At 59.8% G+C, this 20,134-nt stretch carries 20 protein-coding genes and 1 pseudogene; 7 read left to right on the top strand and 14 right to left on the bottom strand.

The window, feature by feature from the left end:
- The first annotated feature begins 17 nt into the window (after positions 1-17).
- Complete coding sequence (locus HEQ17_RS03720) at positions 18-1,751, top strand: phosphoethanolamine transferase (protein ID WP_296291348.1); 1,734 nt, start codon at positions 18-20, stop codon at positions 1,749-1,751.
- A 28-nt stretch (positions 1,752-1,779) separates the two neighbouring features.
- Here HEQ17_RS03720 and HEQ17_RS03725 read toward each other — a convergent pair whose 3' ends face one another.
- The 11 genes and pseudogenes from HEQ17_RS03725 to HEQ17_RS03775 all read right to left on the bottom strand — a co-directional run bounded on the left by HEQ17_RS03725 (position 1,780) and on the right by HEQ17_RS03775 (position 10,486).
- On the bottom strand, positions 1,780-2,166 hold the full coding sequence (locus HEQ17_RS03725) for a diacylglycerol kinase (RefSeq protein ID WP_296291349.1): 387 nt from the start codon (positions 2,164-2,166) through the stop codon (positions 1,780-1,782).
- Between the two features lie 82 nt (positions 2,167-2,248).
- The gene (locus tag HEQ17_RS03730; protein WP_296291350.1) at positions 2,249-3,202 is read right to left on the bottom strand and encodes a type II secretion system F family protein; all 954 of its coding nucleotides are present in this window, start codon (positions 3,200-3,202) and stop codon (positions 2,249-2,251) included.
- 19 nt (positions 3,203-3,221) lie between these two features.
- The gene (locus HEQ17_RS03735; protein ID WP_296291351.1) at positions 3,222-4,205 is read right to left on the bottom strand and encodes a type II secretion system F family protein; all 984 of its coding nucleotides are present in this window, start codon (positions 4,203-4,205) and stop codon (positions 3,222-3,224) included.
- 3 nt (positions 4,206-4,208) lie between these two features.
- Positions 4,209-5,514 (bottom strand): annotated as a pseudogene (locus tag HEQ17_RS03740) (CpaF family protein).
- 149 nt (positions 5,515-5,663) lie between these two features.
- Positions 5,664-6,152, bottom strand: coding sequence for a hypothetical protein (locus HEQ17_RS03745; protein ID WP_296291352.1), 489 nt, complete (start codon positions 6,150-6,152; stop codon positions 5,664-5,666).
- Positions 6,094-6,909 (bottom strand): hypothetical protein, encoded by an 816-nt coding sequence (locus HEQ17_RS03750; protein WP_296291353.1) that lies wholly within the window; start codon positions 6,907-6,909, stop codon positions 6,094-6,096. Before HEQ17_RS03750 ends, HEQ17_RS03745 begins: the two co-directional genes overlap by 59 nt.
- 10 nt (positions 6,910-6,919) lie before the next feature.
- Positions 6,920-7,285: a hypothetical protein gene (locus HEQ17_RS03755; protein WP_296291354.1), complete on the bottom strand. Its 366-nt coding sequence runs from the start codon at positions 7,283-7,285 to the stop codon at positions 6,920-6,922.
- 14 nt (positions 7,286-7,299) lie between these two features.
- The gene (locus HEQ17_RS03760) at positions 7,300-8,787 is read right to left on the bottom strand and encodes a type II and III secretion system protein family protein (RefSeq protein WP_296291355.1); all 1,488 of its coding nucleotides are present in this window, start codon (positions 8,785-8,787) and stop codon (positions 7,300-7,302) included.
- Positions 8,788-8,868: 81 nt separating this feature from the next.
- Complete coding sequence (cpaB, locus tag HEQ17_RS03765; RefSeq protein ID WP_296291356.1) at positions 8,869-9,702, bottom strand: Flp pilus assembly protein CpaB; 834 nt, start codon at positions 9,700-9,702, stop codon at positions 8,869-8,871.
- Between the two features lie 28 nt (positions 9,703-9,730).
- Positions 9,731-10,273 (bottom strand): prepilin peptidase, encoded by a 543-nt coding sequence (locus HEQ17_RS03770; RefSeq protein ID WP_296291357.1) that lies wholly within the window; start codon positions 10,271-10,273, stop codon positions 9,731-9,733.
- A 42-nt stretch (positions 10,274-10,315) separates the two neighbouring features.
- Complete coding sequence (locus HEQ17_RS03775; RefSeq protein WP_296291358.1) at positions 10,316-10,486, bottom strand: Flp family type IVb pilin; 171 nt, start codon at positions 10,484-10,486, stop codon at positions 10,316-10,318.
- Between the two features lie 374 nt (positions 10,487-10,860).
- Between HEQ17_RS03775 and HEQ17_RS03780 the strand changes: the two genes are divergently transcribed.
- From HEQ17_RS03780 to HEQ17_RS03790, 3 genes are all read left to right on the top strand, one after another.
- The gene (locus tag HEQ17_RS03780) at positions 10,861-11,310 is read left to right on the top strand and encodes a TadE/TadG family type IV pilus assembly protein (protein WP_296291359.1); all 450 of its coding nucleotides are present in this window, start codon (positions 10,861-10,863) and stop codon (positions 11,308-11,310) included.
- Between the two features lie 89 nt (positions 11,311-11,399).
- Entirely contained in the window at positions 11,400-12,023 is a 624-nt protein-coding gene (locus HEQ17_RS03785) for a TadG family pilus assembly protein (RefSeq protein ID WP_296291360.1), read from the top strand.
- Entirely contained in the window at positions 11,992-12,438 is a 447-nt protein-coding gene (locus HEQ17_RS03790; protein ID WP_296291361.1) for a hypothetical protein, read from the top strand. The genes HEQ17_RS03785 and HEQ17_RS03790 overlap by 32 nt, the downstream gene beginning before the upstream one ends.
- Before the next feature lie 25 nt (positions 12,439-12,463).
- On the opposite strand, the gene HEQ17_RS03795 is transcribed toward HEQ17_RS03790, so the two are convergent.
- From HEQ17_RS03795 to HEQ17_RS03805, 3 genes are all read right to left on the bottom strand, one after another.
- Complete coding sequence (locus HEQ17_RS03795; protein ID WP_296291362.1) at positions 12,464-12,874, bottom strand: hypothetical protein; 411 nt, start codon at positions 12,872-12,874, stop codon at positions 12,464-12,466.
- A gap of 506 nt (positions 12,875-13,380) precedes the next feature.
- A complete protein-coding gene (wecB, locus tag HEQ17_RS03800; protein WP_296291363.1) occupies positions 13,381-14,586 on the bottom strand; it encodes a non-hydrolyzing UDP-N-acetylglucosamine 2-epimerase in 1,206 nt (401 codons plus the stop codon).
- An 18-nt stretch (positions 14,587-14,604) separates the two neighbouring features.
- Complete coding sequence (locus HEQ17_RS03805; protein ID WP_296291364.1) at positions 14,605-14,901, bottom strand: hypothetical protein; 297 nt, start codon at positions 14,899-14,901, stop codon at positions 14,605-14,607.
- A gap of 645 nt (positions 14,902-15,546) precedes the next feature.
- Between HEQ17_RS03805 and HEQ17_RS03810 the strand changes: the two genes are divergently transcribed.
- The 3 genes from HEQ17_RS03810 (at position 15,547) to HEQ17_RS03820 (ending at position 20,129) form a co-directional block, all read left to right on the top strand.
- Positions 15,547-16,767 carry a helix-turn-helix domain-containing protein gene (locus HEQ17_RS03810; RefSeq protein WP_296291365.1) on the top strand — a complete coding sequence of 407 codons (1,221 nt, stop codon included), beginning with the start codon at positions 15,547-15,549 and terminating at the stop codon, positions 16,765-16,767.
- 98 nt (positions 16,768-16,865) lie between these two features.
- The gene (locus HEQ17_RS03815) at positions 16,866-17,303 is read left to right on the top strand and encodes a universal stress protein (protein ID WP_296291366.1); all 438 of its coding nucleotides are present in this window, start codon (positions 16,866-16,868) and stop codon (positions 17,301-17,303) included.
- A 39-nt stretch (positions 17,304-17,342) separates the two neighbouring features.
- Complete coding sequence (locus HEQ17_RS03820; protein WP_296291367.1) at positions 17,343-20,129, top strand: HAD-IC family P-type ATPase; 2,787 nt, start codon at positions 17,343-17,345, stop codon at positions 20,127-20,129.
- Positions 20,130-20,134: the final 5 nt, after the last annotated feature.

Below are 20,134 nucleotides of genomic sequence, written 5' to 3' on the forward strand. Positions count from 1 at the left end.
AAGACTGGGCGCTCAACATGGCGACTTGTGTTCGCTTTGTGTTGCCCATGCCCTCTTTTTTCTCCGCTTTCTCTGGCTTTTTTCGTCCTTTTTCTAAAGCCATTCGCCGTCCTTGGCACCCCTTGGTTTTGTTGCTGGTGTTGGCACTTTGGCTGACCACCTTGGGCAACTTGCCCCTTTGGCGCTCGCTGTGGGCTTTGACGGACAGCCACGGCTTGCGTACAGGCCTCGGCCTGTTGGGTATGGGGGTGATTGTTTTCACCGCCACCACCGTGCTCCTGTCTTTGCTGGTGTGGCCCCTTTGGCGCAAGCCTGTGGGGGTGGTGTTGCTCATGGTGGCTGCTGCCAACAGTTACTTCATGGCTGCCTATGGGGTGGTCATCGACCCCAGCATGATGGCCAATACGGTGCAGACCGATGTGCGTGAAGTGCGTGATTTGTTGTCGGGGTCGATGGGGCTGGTGCTGCTGCTGGGTGTGGTGCTGCCAGGCGTTTGGTGGTGGCGTCAGCCTGTCCAGCAGTGGCCTGCCATGCGGCTGCTCGGCCGCCAACTGGGCTTGGCCTTGCTGGCTTTGGTTTTGATGATGGTGGTCATCTGGGCCTCGTTCCAGGATTTGGCTTCCACCATGCGCAACCACAAATCCTTGCGCTACATGGTGAACCCTTTCAACACGGTTTATGCCAGCGGTCGTTTGCTGGTGGGGCAAACCACCCAGGCACGCATGTCTTTGCAGCCTATTGGCGAGGATGCGGCCGTGGTCTCTTCGGGTGCGGCTGGCGCGCCCCCTTTGATCGTGCTGGTGGTGGGCGAGACCGTGCGGGCGGCCAATTTTGGCTTGGCGGGCTATGCGCGTGACACCACCCCCCAGCTGCGGCAGCTGCAAACCAGCGGCGAGTTGACTTACTTTTCAAATGTGCGGTCTTGCGGCACCAACACCCAGGTGTCGGTGCCCTGCATGTTTTCGCATTTGGGGCGAGAGGCCCAGGCCAAAAACGACATCCCGTATGAAAACCTGCTGGATGTGTTGCAGCGTGCGGGCATGCAGGTGCTGTGGCTGGACAACCAATCGGGTTGCAAAGGCGTGTGCGATCGCGTGCCAAATTTCAGCACCTTGACCTTGAAAGACCCCAAGCTGTGCCCAGATGGTGAATGCTTTGACGAGATCATGTTGCGTGTCCTGCCCGAGCGTTTGGCCGAACTGGAGAAAACACGCCCTGCGGGCAAGGCCCAAGTGGGCACGGTGGTGGTGCTGCACCAGATGGGCAACCATGGCCCGGCTTACTACAAACGCACGCCGGCCGACATGAAGCTGTACCAACCCGAATGCCGCACCAACGTGCTGCAAGATTGCCCCGCGCAAGACATCGTCAATGCCTACGACAACGCGGTGCACTACACCGACCATTTTTTAGGGCAAACCGTGCGTTGGCTCAAAACCCAGCCACGCCCAACGGCCATGCTTTATGTGTCAGACCACGGCGAGTCTTTGGGCGAGAAAGGTTTGTACTTGCATGGCATGCCTTACATGATGGCCCCGCAAGAACAAACCCATGTGCCCATGGCGCTGTGGATGTCCAAGTCTTTGCAGACACAAAGAGGCTGGGATGGCGCTTGCCTGCAAAAACAGTCCATCCAAGCCTTGTCACACGACCACTACTTCCATTCGGTGTTGTCGCTGGCCCAAGTCAAAACCCGTTGGCAAAAAACCGAGTTGGACTTTTTGGCGGCCTGCAAGAGGCCAGCGGCCTGAGCGTTTAGATCGCCCGGGTCGATAGAACTCAAGCAAAAAACCAACGCCACAAAGCACTCAGCCAGACACCGCCACACAGCAGCAGGCTGAGCAAAACGGCGGCGCTGGCGGTGTCTTTGGCGCGTTTGGACTGGGCATGCCACTCGGGCCCCACCCGGTCAATGGCCGCCTCGATGCCGGTGTTGAGCAACTCCACCACCAGCACCGCCACAACCACGCCGATCAACAACACTGTCTCGGCCCAGCTTTGACCCAAGTACCAAGCGCCAGGTAAGACCAGCACGGCCAAGATGGCTTCTTGCCTGAAGGCGGGTTCGCCCCAGCCCGCCCGCAAACCCTCAATCGAGTAAAAAAAAGCGTGCCAGACGCGCGATAGGCCTTGGCGTTTGGGGGAGACAGTGGGTTGGTCGTTCATAAGAGGAGGCAGCGATGCACAAAGCGGTCAGCTTAACCAAGCCATGTTAACTGGGGCTTATCGCAGGCTACCCGGCTAACACTCACACCACCTTGACAAACTCCCGCGCCAAAGTCACTGCCACCGGCCCCAGCAGCACCGTCAGCAGGCTGGGGAAGACACAAAAAATCAAAGGGATCAGCAGCTTGACCGGGAGTTTGGCTGCGGCCTCTTCAGCTTTCAGGCGCCGCTGGATGCGCAAGGCTTCGGCGTGCACGGCCAGCGACTCGGACACACTTGAACCAAATCGATCGGCCTGGATCAGCATGACCACGAGGGCATCGATCTCTTTGAGTCCGACCCGTTGCGACAGGCTGCGCAGCGCATCAGCTCGCGAAGCTCCGGCTCTTAAGGCCAGACCCGTCAAGGCAAATTCCTCAGAAAGTTCTGGGCGAGCGTGGCGCATTTCTCGGCCCACGCGCTCTATGGCGGCATCCAGACCAAGTCCGGCCTGAACGCACAGGCGCAAAAGGTCCAAAGCATCTGGAAAAGCATGGGACAGCGCCATTTGGCGGCGCTGAATTCGGTGTTTCAGCCATGCGTCCGGCAAGTAATAGCCCAAGCCTGCGGCCACTGTGATCAAACCAAGGCGTTCCATGCCCCCCGGTACCCATTGCTTGACTTCAAGCAGCACCCATGCCAATGCGGGCAGAGTCACCGTGAGCAGTGTTTTGCTGCTGAGAAAGATCGGCAATGCAGAGGGCGCGCGCCATCCCGCTTGTACCAATCTGATGCGCAGAGCAGAGGGCTGGTCGCTGTCGCCCCCTGAGAGTCCTGCTGTCCAAGGGCTGAGCCACAGCAGGCCTGACAACAAGCGACTTTGGGTTTGGTGCCAAAGCCCCGGCGGGGTAGCGTCAAGAACAGCTTGGGTGGGACGGGTGAGCTGAGTCAATCGTTCACGTCCAGGGTCTGGTAACCAGCGCACCAGCAAGGCCAGGCTGATGGTGACCACCAGGGCAAACACCAGTGCAGAAAAAATCAAGGTGGCTGTTGTCATGAGAGGTGCTTTGTGAATGTCAAACGCGGATCTGGATCATCTTCCACATCCACAAGATGCCGATGCCCATCAACACCAGCGACGCGTACACCAACTGCAAGCCCATCGGGTCGGTCCAGAGTTTCGAGATGAAGCTGGGGTTGAGCAGGCTCATGAGCGCGGCCAATGCAAAGGGCAAAAGCGACAAAATGACGGCAGAAATACGGCCTTCTGCAGAGAGCACGCGCACCACCCCCGCTATTTTTTGTCGTTCCCGGATCAGCTGTGCCGTGCTTTTGAGCACCTCCACCAGGTTGCCGCCGGTTTCGCTTTGGATGACCACAGCCACCACAAAATAGCGCACGTCCTCACTCGCCACCCTGTGGGACAGGCCCTGCAGGGCTTGGGTGGTGCTGACACCAAAGTTGATTTCTTCAAAAACGGCCCGCAGCTCTTGCGACAAAGGGGGGGCGCAGTCTTTGGCAGCCACCTGCAAGGCACTGGTAAACGCGTGACCGGCCTGCATCGAGCGTGCAATCAGGTCAAGGGCATCGGGCAGTGCTTGACCCATTTGGACCATGCGCTGGCTGCGCCGGTGCTGCAAAAATGCAGCGAACACCAGGAGTGCCAGGGCTCCGGCAGCCCAAGAAAGCACAAAGGGCCAGCCCAAGCCAACCCCCAGCGACAGGCTCAGCACCAGCACCGTGACCGCCAACAGCAAGGTTTGGGCGACCGTCAAAGCCAAGCCAGTTTGCTGCAAAAAATCGTCCAGCGCATGGGCCAAGGGCCAGCTTTTCAGCCACTGCTCAAGCCATGTCCATCTGCTCAAGACACGCCTGGACCGCAGCTTCAAGCGGGGTTCCAGAGGGTCCGCCAAATCCAAACCTGCCCCGTTGTAAAGTCTCTGCGCCAAGGCTTTTCGCCGTGGGTCCAGATTTTGCTGCCACAGGCCAAAAATGCCCCAAGCCATGAAGACCAAGCAAAGAGACGCCAAAGTCCAAAAAATCCAGTAGGGCTTGCTCATGGTTCAGCTCCAACCCTGCGTGGGCTCAAACAGCTTGTCGCTTAGCACAATGCCACGGGTGCTCAGGCGCTGTGAAAACTTGGGCCGGATCCCGGTTGCCACAAAAGCGCCCAGCACGCGGCCTTCTGGCGAGATGCCGGTTTGATCGAATTTGAAAATCTCCTGCATGCTGACCACATCCCCTTCGATGCCCGTGATCTCCTGCAGGCTGGTGACTTTGCGTTGGCCATCGGACAGGCGTGAGACCTGGATCACGACCGACAAGGCCGAGCCGATCTGTTGACGCATGGCGCGCGACTCGGCTTTGAGGCCCGCCATCCCCAACATGTGTTCGAGTCGGGTCAGCGCATCTCGCGGCGAGTTGGCGTGGATGGTGGTCATGGAGCCATCGTGTCCGGTGTTCATGGCTTGCAGCATGTCCAGCACTTCGCCGCCGCGTACCTCGCCCATGATGATGCGGTCGGGCCGCATGCGCAGGCTGTTGCGCAGCAGATCGCGCTGCGAAATTTCACCTTTACCCTCGATATTGGGCGGGCGAGACTCCATGCGCACCACGTGAGGTTGCTGCAGTTGCAGTTCAGCCGCGTCCTCGATGGTGATGATGCGCTCGTCTGCGGGGATGCTCGCTGACATTACATTGAGCAAAGTGGTTTTGCCGCTGCCAGTCCCTCCCGAGACCAGCAGGTTCAACCGCGCCCTGACCAAGCCCTGAATCAGTTCCGCCATTCCGGCGGTCATGGCACCAAAACTGATCAGATCCTGCACTGTGAAAGGCACCACCGCAAAGCGCCGAATGGACAGCAACGGCCCGTCAATCGCCAATGGCGGAATCACCGCGTTCACGCGCGAGCCGTCGGGCAGCCGCGCATCGACCATGGGGCTCATTTCATCCACCCGCCTGCCAATGCGAGAGACGATGCGATCGATCACCCGCAGCAGATGGGCTTCATTGTCAAACTGCACGTCGGTGTGCACGATTTTTCCGTGTCGCTCGGCATAGACCTGGTAAGGGACCATTGACCAAAATGTCGGACACCGTAGGGTCGGACAACAAAGGCTCAATCGGCCCCAGGCCCAACATCTCGTCCTGAATGCCCTGGATGATGAGTCGTCGATCTGTCTCGTTCAATGCCAGTTTGTGGGTTTGGATCAGCTCTTCGGTCAGCGCCTTGAGTTCCTGCCGCAGTCGTTCAGGGGCCAAGCTTTCCATGTGCTGCCAGTCCATCAAGGACAAAATTTCCTGGTGAATTTTCGTTTTGATGTCATCGATCCCTTTACCGTTCGGACCCTGACTGCCAAACCTGCTCAGATCGGGGGTCCAAGAGGTTTTTCCGATGATGGAAGAGGGGTGACCCGCATCCCAAAGGCCATTGAGGGGCGCACTCGTCTCAAATTGGGACCGTAAATTTGTGTTCACAGGGGACTCCGGTAGGACTTGCCCATGGCATGGGCATGGCTTCAGGCGGTTTGGCCCATCCAGCGCTGCAGCCAGTGGCGTTGCCGGGTGGGGGTGATGTCCAGCAATGCAGCGCTGGTCTGTCGCAGGGCGTTCATGACGGTGTTGTGATCGTGCACCGCCGACAGCGGTTGACCGGTATGCAGTGATTCATCCACCCATTGGCGTTTGTTGGGGATGGTCTGGTGGACCGGCAGACCGACGGCTTTTTCCAGCTCGGGCAGGCTGACCCAGCCGTCGGGTTCGTAGCGGTTGACCAGCAGCCGCAGCTTGTGCTCATTCAGTCCCAGTGACAGCAAGTTCTTGACCAGTCTTTGGGCATCGCGAACATCCGGTGTTTGGTTTTGCATCACGATGTAGACCACATCCGCCAAATCCAGGACCTTGAGCGACAGCGCATTCAGTGTTCGCGGCAGGTCGACCACCACATGGTCATGCTGGCTGCGTACCAAATTGAGCACCTTTTCGATGTCTTGTGCGCTGATGGTCATGCCCTTGTCCAAGGTATGGGGTGCAGCCAGCAGGTTCAGGCGTGGCGTGACAGGCATACAGGCAACTCGACAGGAGCTGCGCATCCAGACGGTCGATTTGGCGCGTGAGGTCACTGATCGTGTTTTTGTTGGCACCACTGCTCAGATAAAAAGAGGCGTCACCCGACTGGAGGTCCAGGTCAACAAAGGCGCATTTGTGATCGAATTCCGTGGCCATGATGTGGGCCATGTTGGCAGACAGAAAGCTGGTGCCGTTGCCTCCTTTGCAGCCCATGAAGGCCACCAGCCGACCCGGTGGACGGAGGGGGGAGGCTTCTGCGGCGGTTTCCGAGGACTTGGTCGCCCGGGCTTGGGGCGCTTCGTGAGGCTGCGCAGCCAGCCGCTCGGCCCAGCGTTGCAGGCTCAAGGCCAGATCCTGCGGTGTCGTGGTCGAGGGCAAGACTTCGCGCACTCCGGCCTTCATGGCCTGCAAAAGCAATGCCGGGCTGTTGTCTTCGCTTTGCAGCAAAACATTCAGCAGGGGCCGGGTGCGCAGCCAGTGGTCCAGGTCCCGCAGGTCTTGCTCAGAGGTTTGTGCAGGGTGTTCCAGCAGCAAAAGGTCTTGGGGTTGTGCGTGCGCCAGCCCTGCAAGCAATGAGGACAGACTCTGCCCAGGTGATCGCAGTGGGCCACTGCCCAAGGTCAAGCCCAATGGGGTGATGATGCTGCGCCACTGAGCGAGCAGCGTGGCGTTGGAGGTAAGGAGGTGGATGAGCATCGACAGCCTTTCAGCGCTTGATCAATGAGCCTGAGCCCACCGACGGTCCGGTGCCTGCGTTCGTGGGAGAGGTAAAGCTCTCCTGGTAGCGCAGAATGGCCGACTGGGCGATTTCTCCATCGCTGTCCCTGGGGGTCTGCTGGGCATCCGGCCTGGAGCGATGGTGTCCACCCTGCGCTGCGCCCATGCACTCGCTGTGCGGACGCCAGATTGCGCAGGTGGCCATTGGCAAATTTTGGGTTTGCTGAACCTGGGCTTGTTGCACCGACAAGCCAAAGTACTGATCAACTTGGGTGGGGGGCGATTGGCAGGCGGCCAGTGCAGAACAGCACAGGCCCAGGAGCCAGATGCGCGAGAGAGTGAAGTCAGTGGGCATGGTCGGCTCCAGGGTTAATCGGTGATCGGTGCGGTCTCATCAACCGAGGCAGCGGGAACGGGCGTCGGTGGCTTGCCTTCTACTCGGCCCTGAAAGAAATACTCTCTGCGGGTGGGCGGTACATAGGTGTCGGTGGGCAAAACGTAGTCAGGGGGCAGGACTTTGGCCAGCCGAGGCGTGACCACAAAGATCAGCTCCGATTTGTCGGTCTGAAAAGCGGTGCTGCGAAACAGTGCACCCAGGATGGGCAATTCACCCAGCACGGGAAAAGCCTTGATGGTCTGGGTCACGTTGTTCTTGACCAGACCGCCAATGGCAAAACTCTCGCCATCGCGCAGTTGCACCGTGGTGGAGGCCCGTCGGGTGGTGATGGTGGGCAACAAGCTGCTTTGGTTACCCAAGCCTTTGACCACGGTACCCACCTGGGACAACTCGGACACCTCGGGGGTCACCTGTAAATTGATGAGACCGTCTTCCAGCACCGTGGGTAAAAACTTCAGGCCTACGCCAAACTCTTTTTCTTGCAACGTGATGGCGGTGCCTCCCGCAGCATTGGTTTGCGGGACGGGGATGTAAATTTTGCCGCCCGCCAAGAATGAACCTTCTTGCCCGCTCACGGCCGTGATGGTGGGCTCGGCCAGTACCTTGACCAAACCTTTTTTCATCTCTGCGGTCAACGTGACGGTGGTCAGCCCGTTGGCGCGCCCGGCGGTCAGTGCGGTCGATCCGGCACTCAGCAATTGCGACAAAAGGTTGACCGAGGTGTTGCCGAAGGTGCGGGTCAGGTTGACGTCCACCCCCAGTTCATCGAGCAGGGTTTTGGAGACCTCGGCCACTTTGACTTCGAGCATCACCTGTTGTGTGCCGTGCACACGCAACAGGTTGATGATCTTGGCGCTCCCGTGGAAGGCCTGGGTCAAGGCCATCAGGCGTTGCACCTTCATGCCATCAGCGACCCGGCCGCTCAGCACCAAGCTGTCGGCCATGCTGTCCACCCTCAGGTTTTCGGCGCTGGGCACGTACTCTTGCAGCTTGGCGTGCAGGGCTTCGGTGTCGGCTCCTACGGCAATATCTCTCAAAGTGGTTCTGCCCTGGGCTGTCCAAACCAGCAAATTGGTCAAGCCGGTTTTTTTGCCCAGCAGGTAGATCTCGCGCGGGTTGATCAGCACCACATCGGCCACATCGGGGTTGCCCACCGACATGCGAGCAGCGTTCTCGGGCAATTGAAGCAGCATGGACTTGCCCGCCGTCAAGCGCAAGGGCGGCGCGATCTGAACCGGACCTTGGGTCTGGATCTCGGGCTGTCCTGAAATCTGTGCACCACTGCGGGGGTTGGGCTTGCTGGCTACAGAGGGGGTGGCGGATGGGGCTGCCCCTGTCACCGCTGGCCACAAACTGAGAGTGCTGAGCAGCGCAGTGCAAAGTGCAGACTGAAGAGACCACTGAGGCGAAGCCGAGGGCATCCAGCGGGGGCTATGGGGAGTCGGTTGTTGAGCAGGCATGGCACTCTCTGGGGAGGGTTGATAAATCGGGGTTTTGCAGCGTGGGCATTCAGCCAATGCGCAGATCTGTTCGACGTGGGATCAGTCCTGTGACAACGACAGGCCGCGGATGATTTCAAAACGAGCAGGCTCAGGTGCTGGTGGGGCCGTTAGGAAGGGGTCCGGCGCAAGCGCTTTTCTGCGTGTTGCGGTCTTGGGGGCAGGTGGAGGGGGCGTTGGCAGCGCCAGACTGGGCAAAAAGTCGAGTTTTCTCGCTCCCATGGTCACCACACTGTGCTGGTCACTTTGGCTGCGCAGCACCAATGACAGGGTGCCCACGCTGCGGGCCAGATCGATTTGCTCGGCTTGTTGGGGCGTCACTTGCAAGGTCACGGCATTGACCACCCTGGGTTTGTACTCATTGCTTGAGACATCCTGGGCCACAGCCAGAACCTGGATTCTTTCGATCACGATTTTCGAGACGGGTTGGCTTTGAGTGTCCTGTGTGTTGACCATCACGTCCACATAGTTGCCGGGCAAGGCAAAGCCGGCAACACCCACGATTTCATTGACTTTGACGGTGATGGCGCGTTGCCCTTGCGCGAGTACGGAAGACAAACCTCCTTTTTCGCCGATCGGGGCCAGTTTATTCATCAGCAAAGGCTCGCCTCGCCAAACCGCCGTCTGGATGACCCGGTCTTGCGCCTGGTCCAAGGAGGTCAGCGGGTCCTGAATCAGTGCCGCTTTGGGCCAGCTCACGGTTTCCAGCATGTCGGGCTGCAGGCGGGTGCCCATTTGTAAATCGCGCGTGGCTACCAGCACTTGGATGGTGGCTTCGGATCCTTGCTTTTGCAGCCAACTGGCCGCAAAGGCCGCAGCCGCCAAACCCAGCAATAGGGCCAGCGTCAGCACACCCAGGGGACGAATGTTTCTCATGAAAAGTGATCCTTGAAGTGTCGAGAAATCAAGTGGCAGGCCAGGTGTTGAACACATGCAGTGCCGTCCCCATGCCAATGGCCACGGCATAAGGCATGCGGGTGCGACTGACCGGGAAGGTTGACGGCTGGTCCACAGCGCCGTGTTGGCGGGTGAGCCACCACATCAGCATGCCGGACTGCAGGTTGCGCATTACCGAGCCCAACTGCCCCGTGCTCAGCGCCCACACGATGGACAACACACCGCCAGTGGCCAAAATCAACAGGTTGACCCACAGCATGTCGGGGTAGCCCACAAACAAGCCCGTGGCAGCGGCCAACTTGACATCGCCAGCGCCCACCATGCGCAACAAATAAAGCAACCAAAACCCGAGAAAGCCCACCATGCCCCCGGCCAAAGCCGAGCCCAAGCCGTTGCCGTGAGAAGACAGTGACAGCCCCAAAGCTGTCGCTGCGCCCCACAACACCAAGGTATTGGGAATGCGCCGGGCCAACGCGTCGTGCCAGATGGCAGTCCCCAACATGACTGCCAGGGCTGTCAGGCTGACGATATCAAACAGCGTCAAGGGCATGGCGGCTTTCAAAATGGCATCAACAGTGCTGATTTTTAGGCTTTACAACGCGGCAGCAATCGCATTGAAAATGCCCACCAAATCATCTCTTACCAAACCGACGGGGACGATGATCGCAACTGAAATCAGTGAAGCCAGCAGGCCGTATTCGATGGCGGTGGCACCCTCTTCGTCGGCCCAGAACGTTTGTAAAGCTTTGAAAAAATTGGTCATGATGAAAACTCCTGAATGAACATGATTGACGTAGACTTCAAGCCCACTCCCTCATGGTCGAACGTCTTTTCAAACATCCATCCGTTGTGGGTCAGGCTTTGCATCGGCCCTGGTATCTCAGCACCGAATCTGCAATTTAAGAAAAATGCACGACCGGGTCGGTGTGTTAAAGCACTTAGTGATGAAAATTCCAAAATTTTTTTTGGGTGTGTGAAGCCGCACCGAGTTCGCAAGCTGCTGTGCGTAAGGTGAGGCTTTTGCAACGGGTCATTCATGACCGATTCAGGAGCTTTCCGATGCCCTTCAGATTGGACGAAATACCACCATCATCCGCATCGTTAAACAGGCCTCGGAGGGCTTGCGCCACTGGCTCAATGCCCAAGCTCCGCAGGTTGGTATTGGGGCGGGCGGCAGCTTGCAAACAGCAAGGCGGTGCTGCTGCCGTTGAGTTCGCGTTGATCTTGCCGATGCTTTTGATCTTGCTCTTGGGCACCATCGAAGGCAGCCTGGCGATGTATGACAAAGCCGTCATCACAAATGCCAGTCGTGAGGGTGCACGAGCGGGCATCGTGGCGCGTAACCCACCGCTGAGCGAGGCCGAAATTCGTCAAGTCGTGCAGGCTTACACACAAAATGCGGTAGTCGATTTTGGTCAAACCAGAGTGCTGCCCGTGGTAACCATCAACCAAGGCTTGCTGGGCACCAATGCGACCCTGATCGTCTCGGTCAGCTACACCTTTCAAGGCTTGGGTTTGGGCCGCCTGCTGGGCACCCTGGGCCAGCCCTGGGTCATGAATGCCCGCACCGTGATGGTTTACGAATGAAAGGCCAAGTTATGCACAAGGAACCCTGTCGCCAATTCACAGCAGTGGCCAGGTGGCGCAGCCCGTTGGGAAATCGTCAACACACGCCCATGCAAAAGGGCGCTGTCACCTTGCTTGTGGCCCTGACCCTGCCGGTCCTGGTGGGGGCCGCTGCATTGGCTGTGGACATGGCTCATTTGCATGTGGTGCGCAACGAACTGCAAAACGACGCCGATGCTGCCGCACTGGCTGGGGCACGTGCCCTGTACAACAGCCCCACCGGCAGCACGGACTGGAGCCTTGCACATGCTCAAGCGCAAGCGGCAATTGCCCTGAACCTTGCAAAGGGAATTCAACTCACCCAGGGGCAGGTGCAAACTGGCTACTGGAATCTGGTCACGCCCGCCACCGGCGTGCAAGCCTTGCCCATGACACCGACGGCCAACGACGCACCCGCCGTGCAAGTGACTGTGCACAAAGCCCAAGGGCAAAACGATGGCCCGGTGCGCACTTTTTTGGCGGGCATTTTGGGCACATTCACCGTGCCTTTGCAGGCCACAGCCGTGGCCGGGGTCACCAGTCCGGGCCGAGCCAGTTTGGACTTTTCCGTTGGCCATGTCGCAATGCATGTACCAAAAGTTCTGGAATATGGCGGCCCAACCCCCAGCGCCCATAAACGATCCCAAGACGGGCAAACCCTATGTGTTCAAGATCGGATCGCTGTACCACTATGACAATTGCGACTCGGGCCAATGGACGGCATTGAACTTTTCAGGCAAAGGCGCCAACACCATCGACCAAATCTTGGCGCATGACAAGGAACTGTTCGAGCCACCACCGCCAATGTTGTCCATCGGTGACCAGGTATTCATGGATTCGGGTTCCAAAACCAGCCTTTATAAAGCCGTCGAAAAATGCATGGTTGACAAAATTTACCCTTGCAGCACGGTGGTGATGCCTGTGCTGGACCAAGTGGTGTCTGGCACCAACGCCACCATCACCGGGTTCGCTTGCTTGAAGATTTTGAGCGCCGATGGCGGCAACAAAAAATTCATCGAAGTACAGATGAGCAACACCTGTCCGCCCATAGCCTCGGGCGGTGTGGGACCCAATTACGGCGTGGTGTCACCACCTAGCCTGTTCCGCTGAATCTGGATAAGGCGATCTGTACACCTCAGGCCCTCAGGTCGATGACTTGGCTGGGTGTTTGAGCAGTGCCTGACTGTGCCGTGATCAGGCGTTGGGGTTGGTCCTGAAATTGCACAGCGAAAGTGCTTTGGCCTTGCAGCAGGGCCAGTGCGCGGTGCACGGCTTGCAGGGGGTTGCCCGGGTGAATGGCGTCGATCAGGTGTGCGATGAGTTCACCGTCACTGTGGGTTTGGAAGGGGTAGCCTCGCTCTTGCAGTTGTGCACGCAAGGCGTGGTGGTTGTCCACATGGCCATGGTGCAGCACAGCCACGCGGGGTGGTGATGCAGTGTGGCTGTGAGGGCCGTGGCTGAAATGGGTGTGCGCCGGATCCAGCGGCATGAAGTGGGTGGATTGGAGTGGGGCACGCTGAAGGATCATGGCAATCGGCTGGGTCATGGTCGTTCTCCTTGAGGATTGGCTACAGGGTATCGAGTGGCAGCGCGCCAGCGTGTATGGCAGGTTGGCCGGGCATGCAAGCGGTGCTGGGTCTCGGGCTGCTGCGTGTCATGGCCAGTGCTTGAAAACGCCGTTGTAAAGACCAGCGCGCTTGTCAAAGGGGGTCTTGTGGTTCCCAATGCGGTCCCGCAGGCCCCAGTCGGGCCCCAGTCGGGCCCCAGTCAGTGATGCGCCGAAGGTGTTCTGTGGTGGCTTGAAAACCCGGTCTGATCTTGTCGTGCGTGGAGTCCAGCGGTGATCGGTATTGGCCCAGCCCCAGGCTGGTGATCAGAATCAAATCGCTCAGGCTGTTTTGTGTGGTGTAAATCACCGCATGTTGCAGTGATGGTCGTGTGCTCAGAGCGCGTACCATGGCACAGGTCGAGCTGCACCAACAGGCAATCCAAAATCTGGCTCGCCAGGCACGCAATGAGGGGGTTGTAAGCAGTGGCGCCATGTGTCCGCTTTCAGTGGGTGCCCATTCCCCGGGATCGTGCAGGCCATGGATGGGCCGTATGCCAACTTGTGTCGTCATTCAGTTTCCCTGTCAGCACATCGACTATCCGCTCGGCCGAGTGACCATCTCCAAAAGGGCATGGGCTGCCTTGCATGACCCGGTAGAGGTCGGGGTCACGCAACAAAGTGCTGGCTTGGTCAACAATTGCATGCGGGTCGGAGCCCACCAAGAGCGCCCCACCCGCATCCACCAACGCGTGCCTTGCGGTGCTTGGCTTTGTGATGAGCACAGGCTTTTTCAGGGCAGAGGCCTCTTTCTGAATGCCGCCCGAGTCTGTCAAGCAAAAATGGCTGTCGGCGAGCAGGCCAATCAAGGCCGGGTAGGCCAAGGGCTCGGTCAGGCAAATTCGTTGCAGGCAATCGGGTGCCAGTCCGGCCAGGCCCAAAGCGATGTCTTGACGCACGTCGGCGTTGGGGTGTTGAGGCCAGACCACGACCAGGGCCGGGTTGACCTTGAGCAATGCCCCCACAGCAGCAGCGATGTGTTGGATAGGACGCCCCCAGTTTTCACGCCGATGTGCCGTCACCAGGAGCAACGGCGCACCAGGATAGGTGGCCATCATCTGCTGCACAGCGGCAGGGTAGTCGCTGCGCTGGCGTCCTGCGGACCTGAGCTGCTGAACCCACAGCGCGGCATCGATCACGGTGTTGCCCACCTCATGGATGTGCCTTCGCTGCACCCCTTCGCGCAACAGCTTGTCGCAGGCGTCGGGGGTGGACGGAAAGTGCCAGTGGGCCAAACGGCCAATGATTTCCCGGTGTTTTTCTTCTGGAAAAGGGTCGTTTTGCCAAGTGCGTAAACCGGCCTGAATGTGCGCCACGGGGATGTCCCTGAAATAGGCGGTCATGGCTCCGACCAAAGCGCTGGAAGTGTCGCCCTGGACAAGCACCACATCCGGTCTGGACTGGGCAACAACCTGGTCAATGCATTGCATCAATTCGGCTGTGAACTGGGACAAACCCGAAAATGTCCTTGACAACTGAATCTGGTGGTCAGGTCCCATGTCGAAGAAGCGGTAAAGGCTTTGCGCCATTTCATCATGTTGGCCAGTGTGCAGCACCTGTACGGTCTCACCTCGTTCTTTGAGCAGACGATGAACCGGGGCCATTTTGATGATTTCGCGGCGCGTTCCGGTGCAGACCAGATAAGTGCTCATGTGCAGTGCTCCTGTAAATCAGAGTTCAGCGGTGGGCGTGGCGGCCTCCGGGGGGCATCTGGATAAAAATGCGTGTCCTGGTGCGGGGAGCTTGTGTGCTGACACATGGAAAACGCCGGTAGCCAACTTGAGCTGTTGTCGCAGCTCTTGGGCAGCATGGGCTGGCATGGCGTTTGTGGCCTGTTGATCGCGCACGCTGGTCGGCACTTGGGGCATGACCACGGTGTTATGCACCACCACCGGTCCGAGCTCCCTGGTCTGTTTGTCCAGGGTCAAGGAGCAGGCAAATCGATCAATCCGGGGGCGAGCAGGCATGAGGTTTTTTTGGTGTCAAAGAAAGTTCATCGTCGCCGAACCTTGCTTTTCGCTCAGCGGTCCAGCGCACACCAGCCCATAGCGCGGGCGCACATTGGTGTTGAACAGCCTCTGTGGTGCAGTCGGTGATGCAAATAACGGACACATGCGTTCGTCATTGGCGCATTCAGGGTGCGTTCAGCAGATGCGATTTGAGCGTTGGGTTCTTCTATGAAATTGAAGAGGCTCAGGCATGCCCGAGCCTGGCAGCGCCACCGGGGACAGCGCCGATGCAAGGTTCTGGCGGCTCAATTTCTAGGGCGGCACCCGCTGGCTGTGCCGTCCATGAACCTTCAGGGTGTAGGCCCCAAGGTCTAGGCAAACAGATCTTTCGATCAATCGACGCCGCTGCGCCAAAGCAGGAGCATTGGGCCATGGCACTTGCTGCAATGGTTGCAGCGGCCTCGAACAATGGAGTCAGACATGTGGAACACCAACCCCATCACCCCAAGCGCTCATGATCCCGCCAGCTTGATCAACGGGTCGGATTTTCAGTCGCTGATGCATCAGCCGTTGGAGACTGGCCACAAGAAGCAACAGGGTTTTGGCTGGTCAACTGCTAAAACTCCGCCCACGAAGTCATGGTGTATAGGCGAGAATTTGATTTTGGCGACCTTATCGCCGCCCGAGCAGGCTGCGCTGGCACCCTATCTCGAGCGCGTGACGCTGGCGTCGGGTCAGGTCATTGTTCAGCCAGGTAAGGCCTTGCAGCACGTCTATTTCCCGATCAATTGCAGCCTCACCTGGGTGTCGCACACTGCTGAAGGGGAATCGGCCGAGTTGGCTCTGGTCGGCCGCGATGGTCTGATCGGTGTGCCATTGGTTCTGGGCGGTATGACCATGCAACACACGGTGCAGGTGCAGTGTGGTGGGCAGGCGCTGCGAATCGGTGCCGATGATTTTTTGCGTCAACTGCGCACGCAAGGGCGCTTGCATCAAATGGCTTTGCTTTATGTGCAGCGGCAGATGGCCCAGATGGCGCAAAGCATCGTATGCAGTCGTCACCATGCCGTGTCCGAGCGTTTGGGACACTGGTTACTGAACAACGCACAAGGAGCCAATACGCGGGAGCTGCGTGTGACGCACGAAACCATTTCGCACATGTTGGGGGTACGTCGTGAATCGGTCACGCAGGCGGCGGGTCGCTTTCAGGCCGCGGGTTGGATCGACAACCATCGGGGGAGAATCACCCTGAAAGACACCGTTGGATTGAGCACCATGGCTTGTGAGTGCCATGCGCGCAGCCAATTGGAGTCGCAGCGGTATTTGCAGCAGTTGGCTCATTTGGGCCGACAAAATGACGGTCATGTCCCCGCTGTGGCATCGCGGGAATCTGTTGATACGGGTGTGGTTTTTACGCCCTATGGTATGCCGAGTGAGGATGACGACTCTGCGGCATCTGACTTGCAAAAGTACGTGGATGCCTATGACTTTGCGCCGGTCGGTTTTGTCACGCTTGATGCGCAGGGCCGTGTGTTGCAGACCAATTTGGCAGGTGCAATCCTTCTGGACATTCAGCGCTCACAGTGCCAGAACCATCTGTTTTCGGATTTTCTGGAGGTCTCATCGCAGGCTTCCTTTGCACAATTTCACCAAGAGGTACTGAAAGGGCAATGTCGCCGTTACTGTCTTGTGGAGTTGACGGCCACGGCACACCGCAGAGCCATGTGTGTGCGAATCGATGCCACAGCCGACGAGTGGGGCGTGGAAAACCGCATGGTGCTGATCGATGTGAGCGAAGACACCACGAGCGCAGGGCCGCAGAGCGGACACTGGTCATTTCAAAGTGCCGATGCAGGGACGGCCCCCGGAGCTTGGCCGTCTTGATGGGCGGGCAACTTGCGATTTGAATGACTTGCGTCAAGACGCTGGTTGCGGCAAGTCCATAGGATGGATTTTTTGATTTACCGAAAGGCGTTGTCACCATGTTCAAGAAAATTTTGTTGCCCATCGATGGTTCCGATGCCGCTTTGGCCGCGGCTCGATTGGTCATTGAGTTGGCGCAATGTCAGGGCGCGCAGGTTTGTGGCCTGATGGTGATCGACCCTTATCTGTACGCAGGCGTGGGCCAGGCCTCGACCCTGGGCCAGCAGGCCCACAGCCAAGAGGCGGCGGCTTGGGCCGAGCAGCATCTGGGGGTGTTGCGCAGCCAATGCGAGGCCCTGAAGGTACCTTTTCAAAGCGCGACGCTGGAGAGCGCCTCGGTGCTCAAAGGCATTTTGGAGGCGCAGCAGTCATTGGGCTGCGACCTGATTGCGCTGGGCTCGCGTGGGCGAGGCGGTGTGTCGGCCCTGCTGCTGGGCAGTGTGGCGCAAAAGGTGCTGGCGCAGTCGCCTGTGCCGGTGATGATTTTGAAAGCCTGAGGCGTGTCGGGTGGGCCATCAAACGACCATCGTTCGTCAGTGAACACGCCTGTGACTGGGCCTGAGCCCAGTGCAGAATGGCACGCGCAAAGTGCCGAGCAGGTGCTGCAGGCGCTGGCGGTGGACCCGGTGCAAGGCCTGTCATCCGAGGCCGTGGCGCAGCGGCTGCGCACGTACGGCCACAACCGGTTGCCCGCCATGCAGGGCGTGCCTGCCTGGCGGCGTTTTTTGCTGCAGTTTCACAACCCGCTGATTTATGTCTTGTTGATCGCCGGGGGCGTGACCTTGGCGCTGCAGTTCCATGTGGATGCGCTGGTGATTTTGGCGGTGGTGCTGATCAATGCCTTGATCGGCTTTGTGCAAGAGGGCCAAGCCGAAAAAGCCATGGACGCGGTGCGTGGCCTGCTGGCCAGCCGCGCCAACGTGTGGCGCGCGGGTGCGCGCCAGCCGGTGGATGCAGGGGAACTGGTGCCGGGCGATCTGGTGCTGCTCGAATCGGGCGACAAGGTGCCGGCCGATGTGCGCCTGCTGCGTTGCAAGAACCTGCGCATCACCGAAGCGGCGCTCACGGGCGAGTCGGTGCCGGTGAGCAAACACACCGAAGCCGTGCTGGCCCCTGCGCCCATGGGCGACCGCCTGTGCATGGCGTATTCGGGCACGCTGGTGGCCACGGGGCAGGGCATGGGCGTGGTGGTGGCCACAGGGGCGCGCACCGAGATCGGGCAAATTGGCACCCTGGTGGGTGGCGTTCAGGCGCTGGTCACGCCGCTGACGCGCAGGCTCGACCAGTTTGCCCGCCAGATCACGGCCTTCATCGTGGGGGTGGGGGCGGTGTCTTTTGCTTATGGCTATTGGGCCGCGCATTTGCCGGCGCAGGAATTGTTCATGGCGGTGGTGGGCCTGGCGGTGGCTGCGATCCCCGAGGGGCTGCCCGCCATCGTCACGGTCTTGCTGGCCATTGGCACGCGCCGAATGGCCCGTCAACACGCCATCGTGCGGCGCTTGCCTGCGGTGGAGGCGCTGGGTTCGGTGAGCGTGATTTGCTCGGACAAAACCGGCACCCTGACCCAAAACGAGATGACCGCTGTGCATTTGGTTTTGCCCGGTCAGCGCTTGCGCGTGACGGGTGCGGGCTATGCGCCGCTGGGCGGCTTTTGGGGAGGCGACACCGCTGTGCAGCCCGCACACACGCCGCAGCTGCTGGCCCTGGCCCGCTGTGCGGGCTTGTGCAACGAGGCGCGCATTGAGCTGCAGGCCCCGGCCAATGCGCAAGCCCAACTTGCGCGAACGCCCGGTGCTGTGGGCGCAGAAACTGAGGCTGAAGAAAGCCGTGCAGCCGGGGTCTGGCGCATGGTGGGCGACCCGACCGAGGGCGCTTTGATGACACTGGCGCACAAGGCGGGCCTGAGCGCCGAGCTGCTGAGCGCTGTGCGCCGTCTGGATGTGATTCCGTTTGAGTCGGAGCACCGCTTCATGGCGGTGCTGGTGCAGGCTTGGGCTGATGCGGCTGACCCCGAGGTGCTGCTCAAGGGTGCGCCCGAAGTGGTGCTGCGCTTGTGCACCCACAGCGGCGGCCAGCCGCTGGATGGGGCGCACTGGCAAGCGGCCGTGGCCGACGCCGCTGCGCAAGGCCAGCGCGTGCTGGCCCTGGCCCAATGCCGCATGCCGGGTGGCACCCGCCAACTGAGCATGGCCGACATCACCCCGCGCTTTGAGTTGCTGGGCCTGGTGGGCATCATCGACCCGCCCCGGCCCGAGGCCATGGCGGCGGTGGCCGAATGCCAGTGGGCGGGCATCCGCGTGAAGATGATCACCGGCGACCACGCCCTCACGGCAGCGGCCATTGGCGCACAACTGGGCCTGGCCACCAGCCACACGCTGACGGGCGAAGACATCGAGGCCATGGACGACGAAGCCCTGAAAAACCGGGTGCGCGACACCGATGTGTTTGCCCGCGCCAGCCCCGTGCACAAGCTGCGCCTGGTGCACGCCCTGCAGGCGCAGGGGCATCTGGTGGCCATGACCGGCGACGGGGTGAACGACGCCCCGGCCCTGAAAGCGGCCAACATGGGCGTGGCCATGGGCCACAAGGGCACGGACGCGGCGCGTGAGGCTTCGGACTTGGTGCTGACGGACGACAACTTCGCCACCATTGCCCGTGCTGTGCGCGAGGGCCGGGTGGTGTTTGACAACATCAAGAAAACCCTGTTGTTCACCCTGCCCACCAACGGCGGCGAGGCGGGTGTGATCTTGCTGGCTATTTTTTTGGGTGTGGCCTTGCCGGTCACGGCGGGGCAGATTTTGTGGGTCAACCTGATCACGGCGGTCACCTTGTCGCTGGCTTTTGCCTTCGAGCCCGGCGAGGAGGGCGTGATGCGCCACGGCCCGCGCCCACCGACCGAGCCCTTGCTGACCCGGCCTTTGGTGCTGCGCATGGTGTTTGTCAGTTTGCTCATGGTGGCGGTCACGTTTTCGGTGTTCGAGTGGGAGCTCTCGCGCGGCAGCAGCCTGGAGATGGCGCGCACCGCTGCGGTGAACATGCTGGTGGTCAGCGAGCTGTTCTACCTGTTTCATGCGCGCCACTTCACCCGCTCGGCCTTTCGTCTGGAAACCTTCAAGGGCAACCCGGTGGCCATCGTGGTGAGCTTGCTGATGGTGGCGGTGCAGTTGCTGTTCACCTACGCCCCTTTCATGCAGGCGGTGTTCCAGACCCGCGCCCTGAGCTTGAACAGTTGGGCCGTGATTGGCGCACTGGCCTGCGCCTTGTTCCTGGTGATCGAACTCGAAAAAGCGCTGCTGCGCTGGTTTGGCGTGTGGCGCATGTGATGGGG

The sequence above is a fragment of the Limnohabitans sp. genome (assembly GCF_023910625.1).
GTDB lineage: Bacteria > Pseudomonadota > Gammaproteobacteria > Burkholderiales > Burkholderiaceae_C > Limnohabitans_A.

Excerpts from the sequence above, each read along its gene's own strand:
- HEQ17_RS03720 (WP_296291348.1), top strand. The coding sequence starts at position 18 with ATGGCGACTTGTGTTCGCTTTGTGTTGCCCATGCCCTCTTTTTTCTCC.
- HEQ17_RS03725 (WP_296291349.1), bottom strand. The coding sequence starts at position 2,166 with ATGAACGACCAACCCACTGTCTCCCCCAAACGCCAAGGCCTATCGCGC.
- HEQ17_RS03730 (WP_296291350.1), bottom strand. The coding sequence starts at position 3,202 with ATGACAACAGCCACCTTGATTTTTTCTGCACTGGTGTTTGCCCTGGTG.
- HEQ17_RS03735 (WP_296291351.1), bottom strand. The coding sequence starts at position 4,205 with ATGAGCAAGCCCTACTGGATTTTTTGGACTTTGGCGTCTCTTTGCTTG.
- HEQ17_RS03745 (WP_296291352.1), bottom strand. The coding sequence starts at position 6,152 with ATGACCATCAGCGCACAAGACATCGAAAAGGTGCTCAATTTGGTACGC.
- HEQ17_RS03750 (WP_296291353.1), bottom strand. The coding sequence starts at position 6,909 with ATGCTCATCCACCTCCTTACCTCCAACGCCACGCTGCTCGCTCAGTGG.
- HEQ17_RS03755 (WP_296291354.1), bottom strand. The coding sequence starts at position 7,285 with ATGCCCACTGACTTCACTCTCTCGCGCATCTGGCTCCTGGGCCTGTGC.
- HEQ17_RS03760 (WP_296291355.1), bottom strand. The coding sequence starts at position 8,787 with ATGCCTGCTCAACAACCGACTCCCCATAGCCCCCGCTGGATGCCCTCG.
- cpaB (WP_296291356.1), bottom strand. The coding sequence starts at position 9,702 with ATGAGAAACATTCGTCCCCTGGGTGTGCTGACGCTGGCCCTATTGCTG.
- HEQ17_RS03770 (WP_296291357.1), bottom strand. The coding sequence starts at position 10,273 with ATGCCCTTGACGCTGTTTGATATCGTCAGCCTGACAGCCCTGGCAGTC.
- HEQ17_RS03775 (WP_296291358.1), bottom strand. The coding sequence starts at position 10,486 with ATGACCAATTTTTTCAAAGCTTTACAAACGTTCTGGGCCGACGAAGAG.
- HEQ17_RS03780 (WP_296291359.1), top strand. The coding sequence starts at position 10,861 with ATGCCCAAGCTCCGCAGGTTGGTATTGGGGCGGGCGGCAGCTTGCAAA.
- HEQ17_RS03785 (WP_296291360.1), top strand. The coding sequence starts at position 11,400 with ATGCAAAAGGGCGCTGTCACCTTGCTTGTGGCCCTGACCCTGCCGGTC.
- HEQ17_RS03795 (WP_296291362.1), bottom strand. The coding sequence starts at position 12,874 with ATGACCCAGCCGATTGCCATGATCCTTCAGCGTGCCCCACTCCAATCC.
- wecB (WP_296291363.1), bottom strand. The coding sequence starts at position 14,586 with ATGAGCACTTATCTGGTCTGCACCGGAACGCGCCGCGAAATCATCAAA.
- HEQ17_RS03805 (WP_296291364.1), bottom strand. The coding sequence starts at position 14,901 with ATGCCTGCTCGCCCCCGGATTGATCGATTTGCCTGCTCCTTGACCCTG.
- HEQ17_RS03815 (WP_296291366.1), top strand. The coding sequence starts at position 16,866 with ATGTTCAAGAAAATTTTGTTGCCCATCGATGGTTCCGATGCCGCTTTG.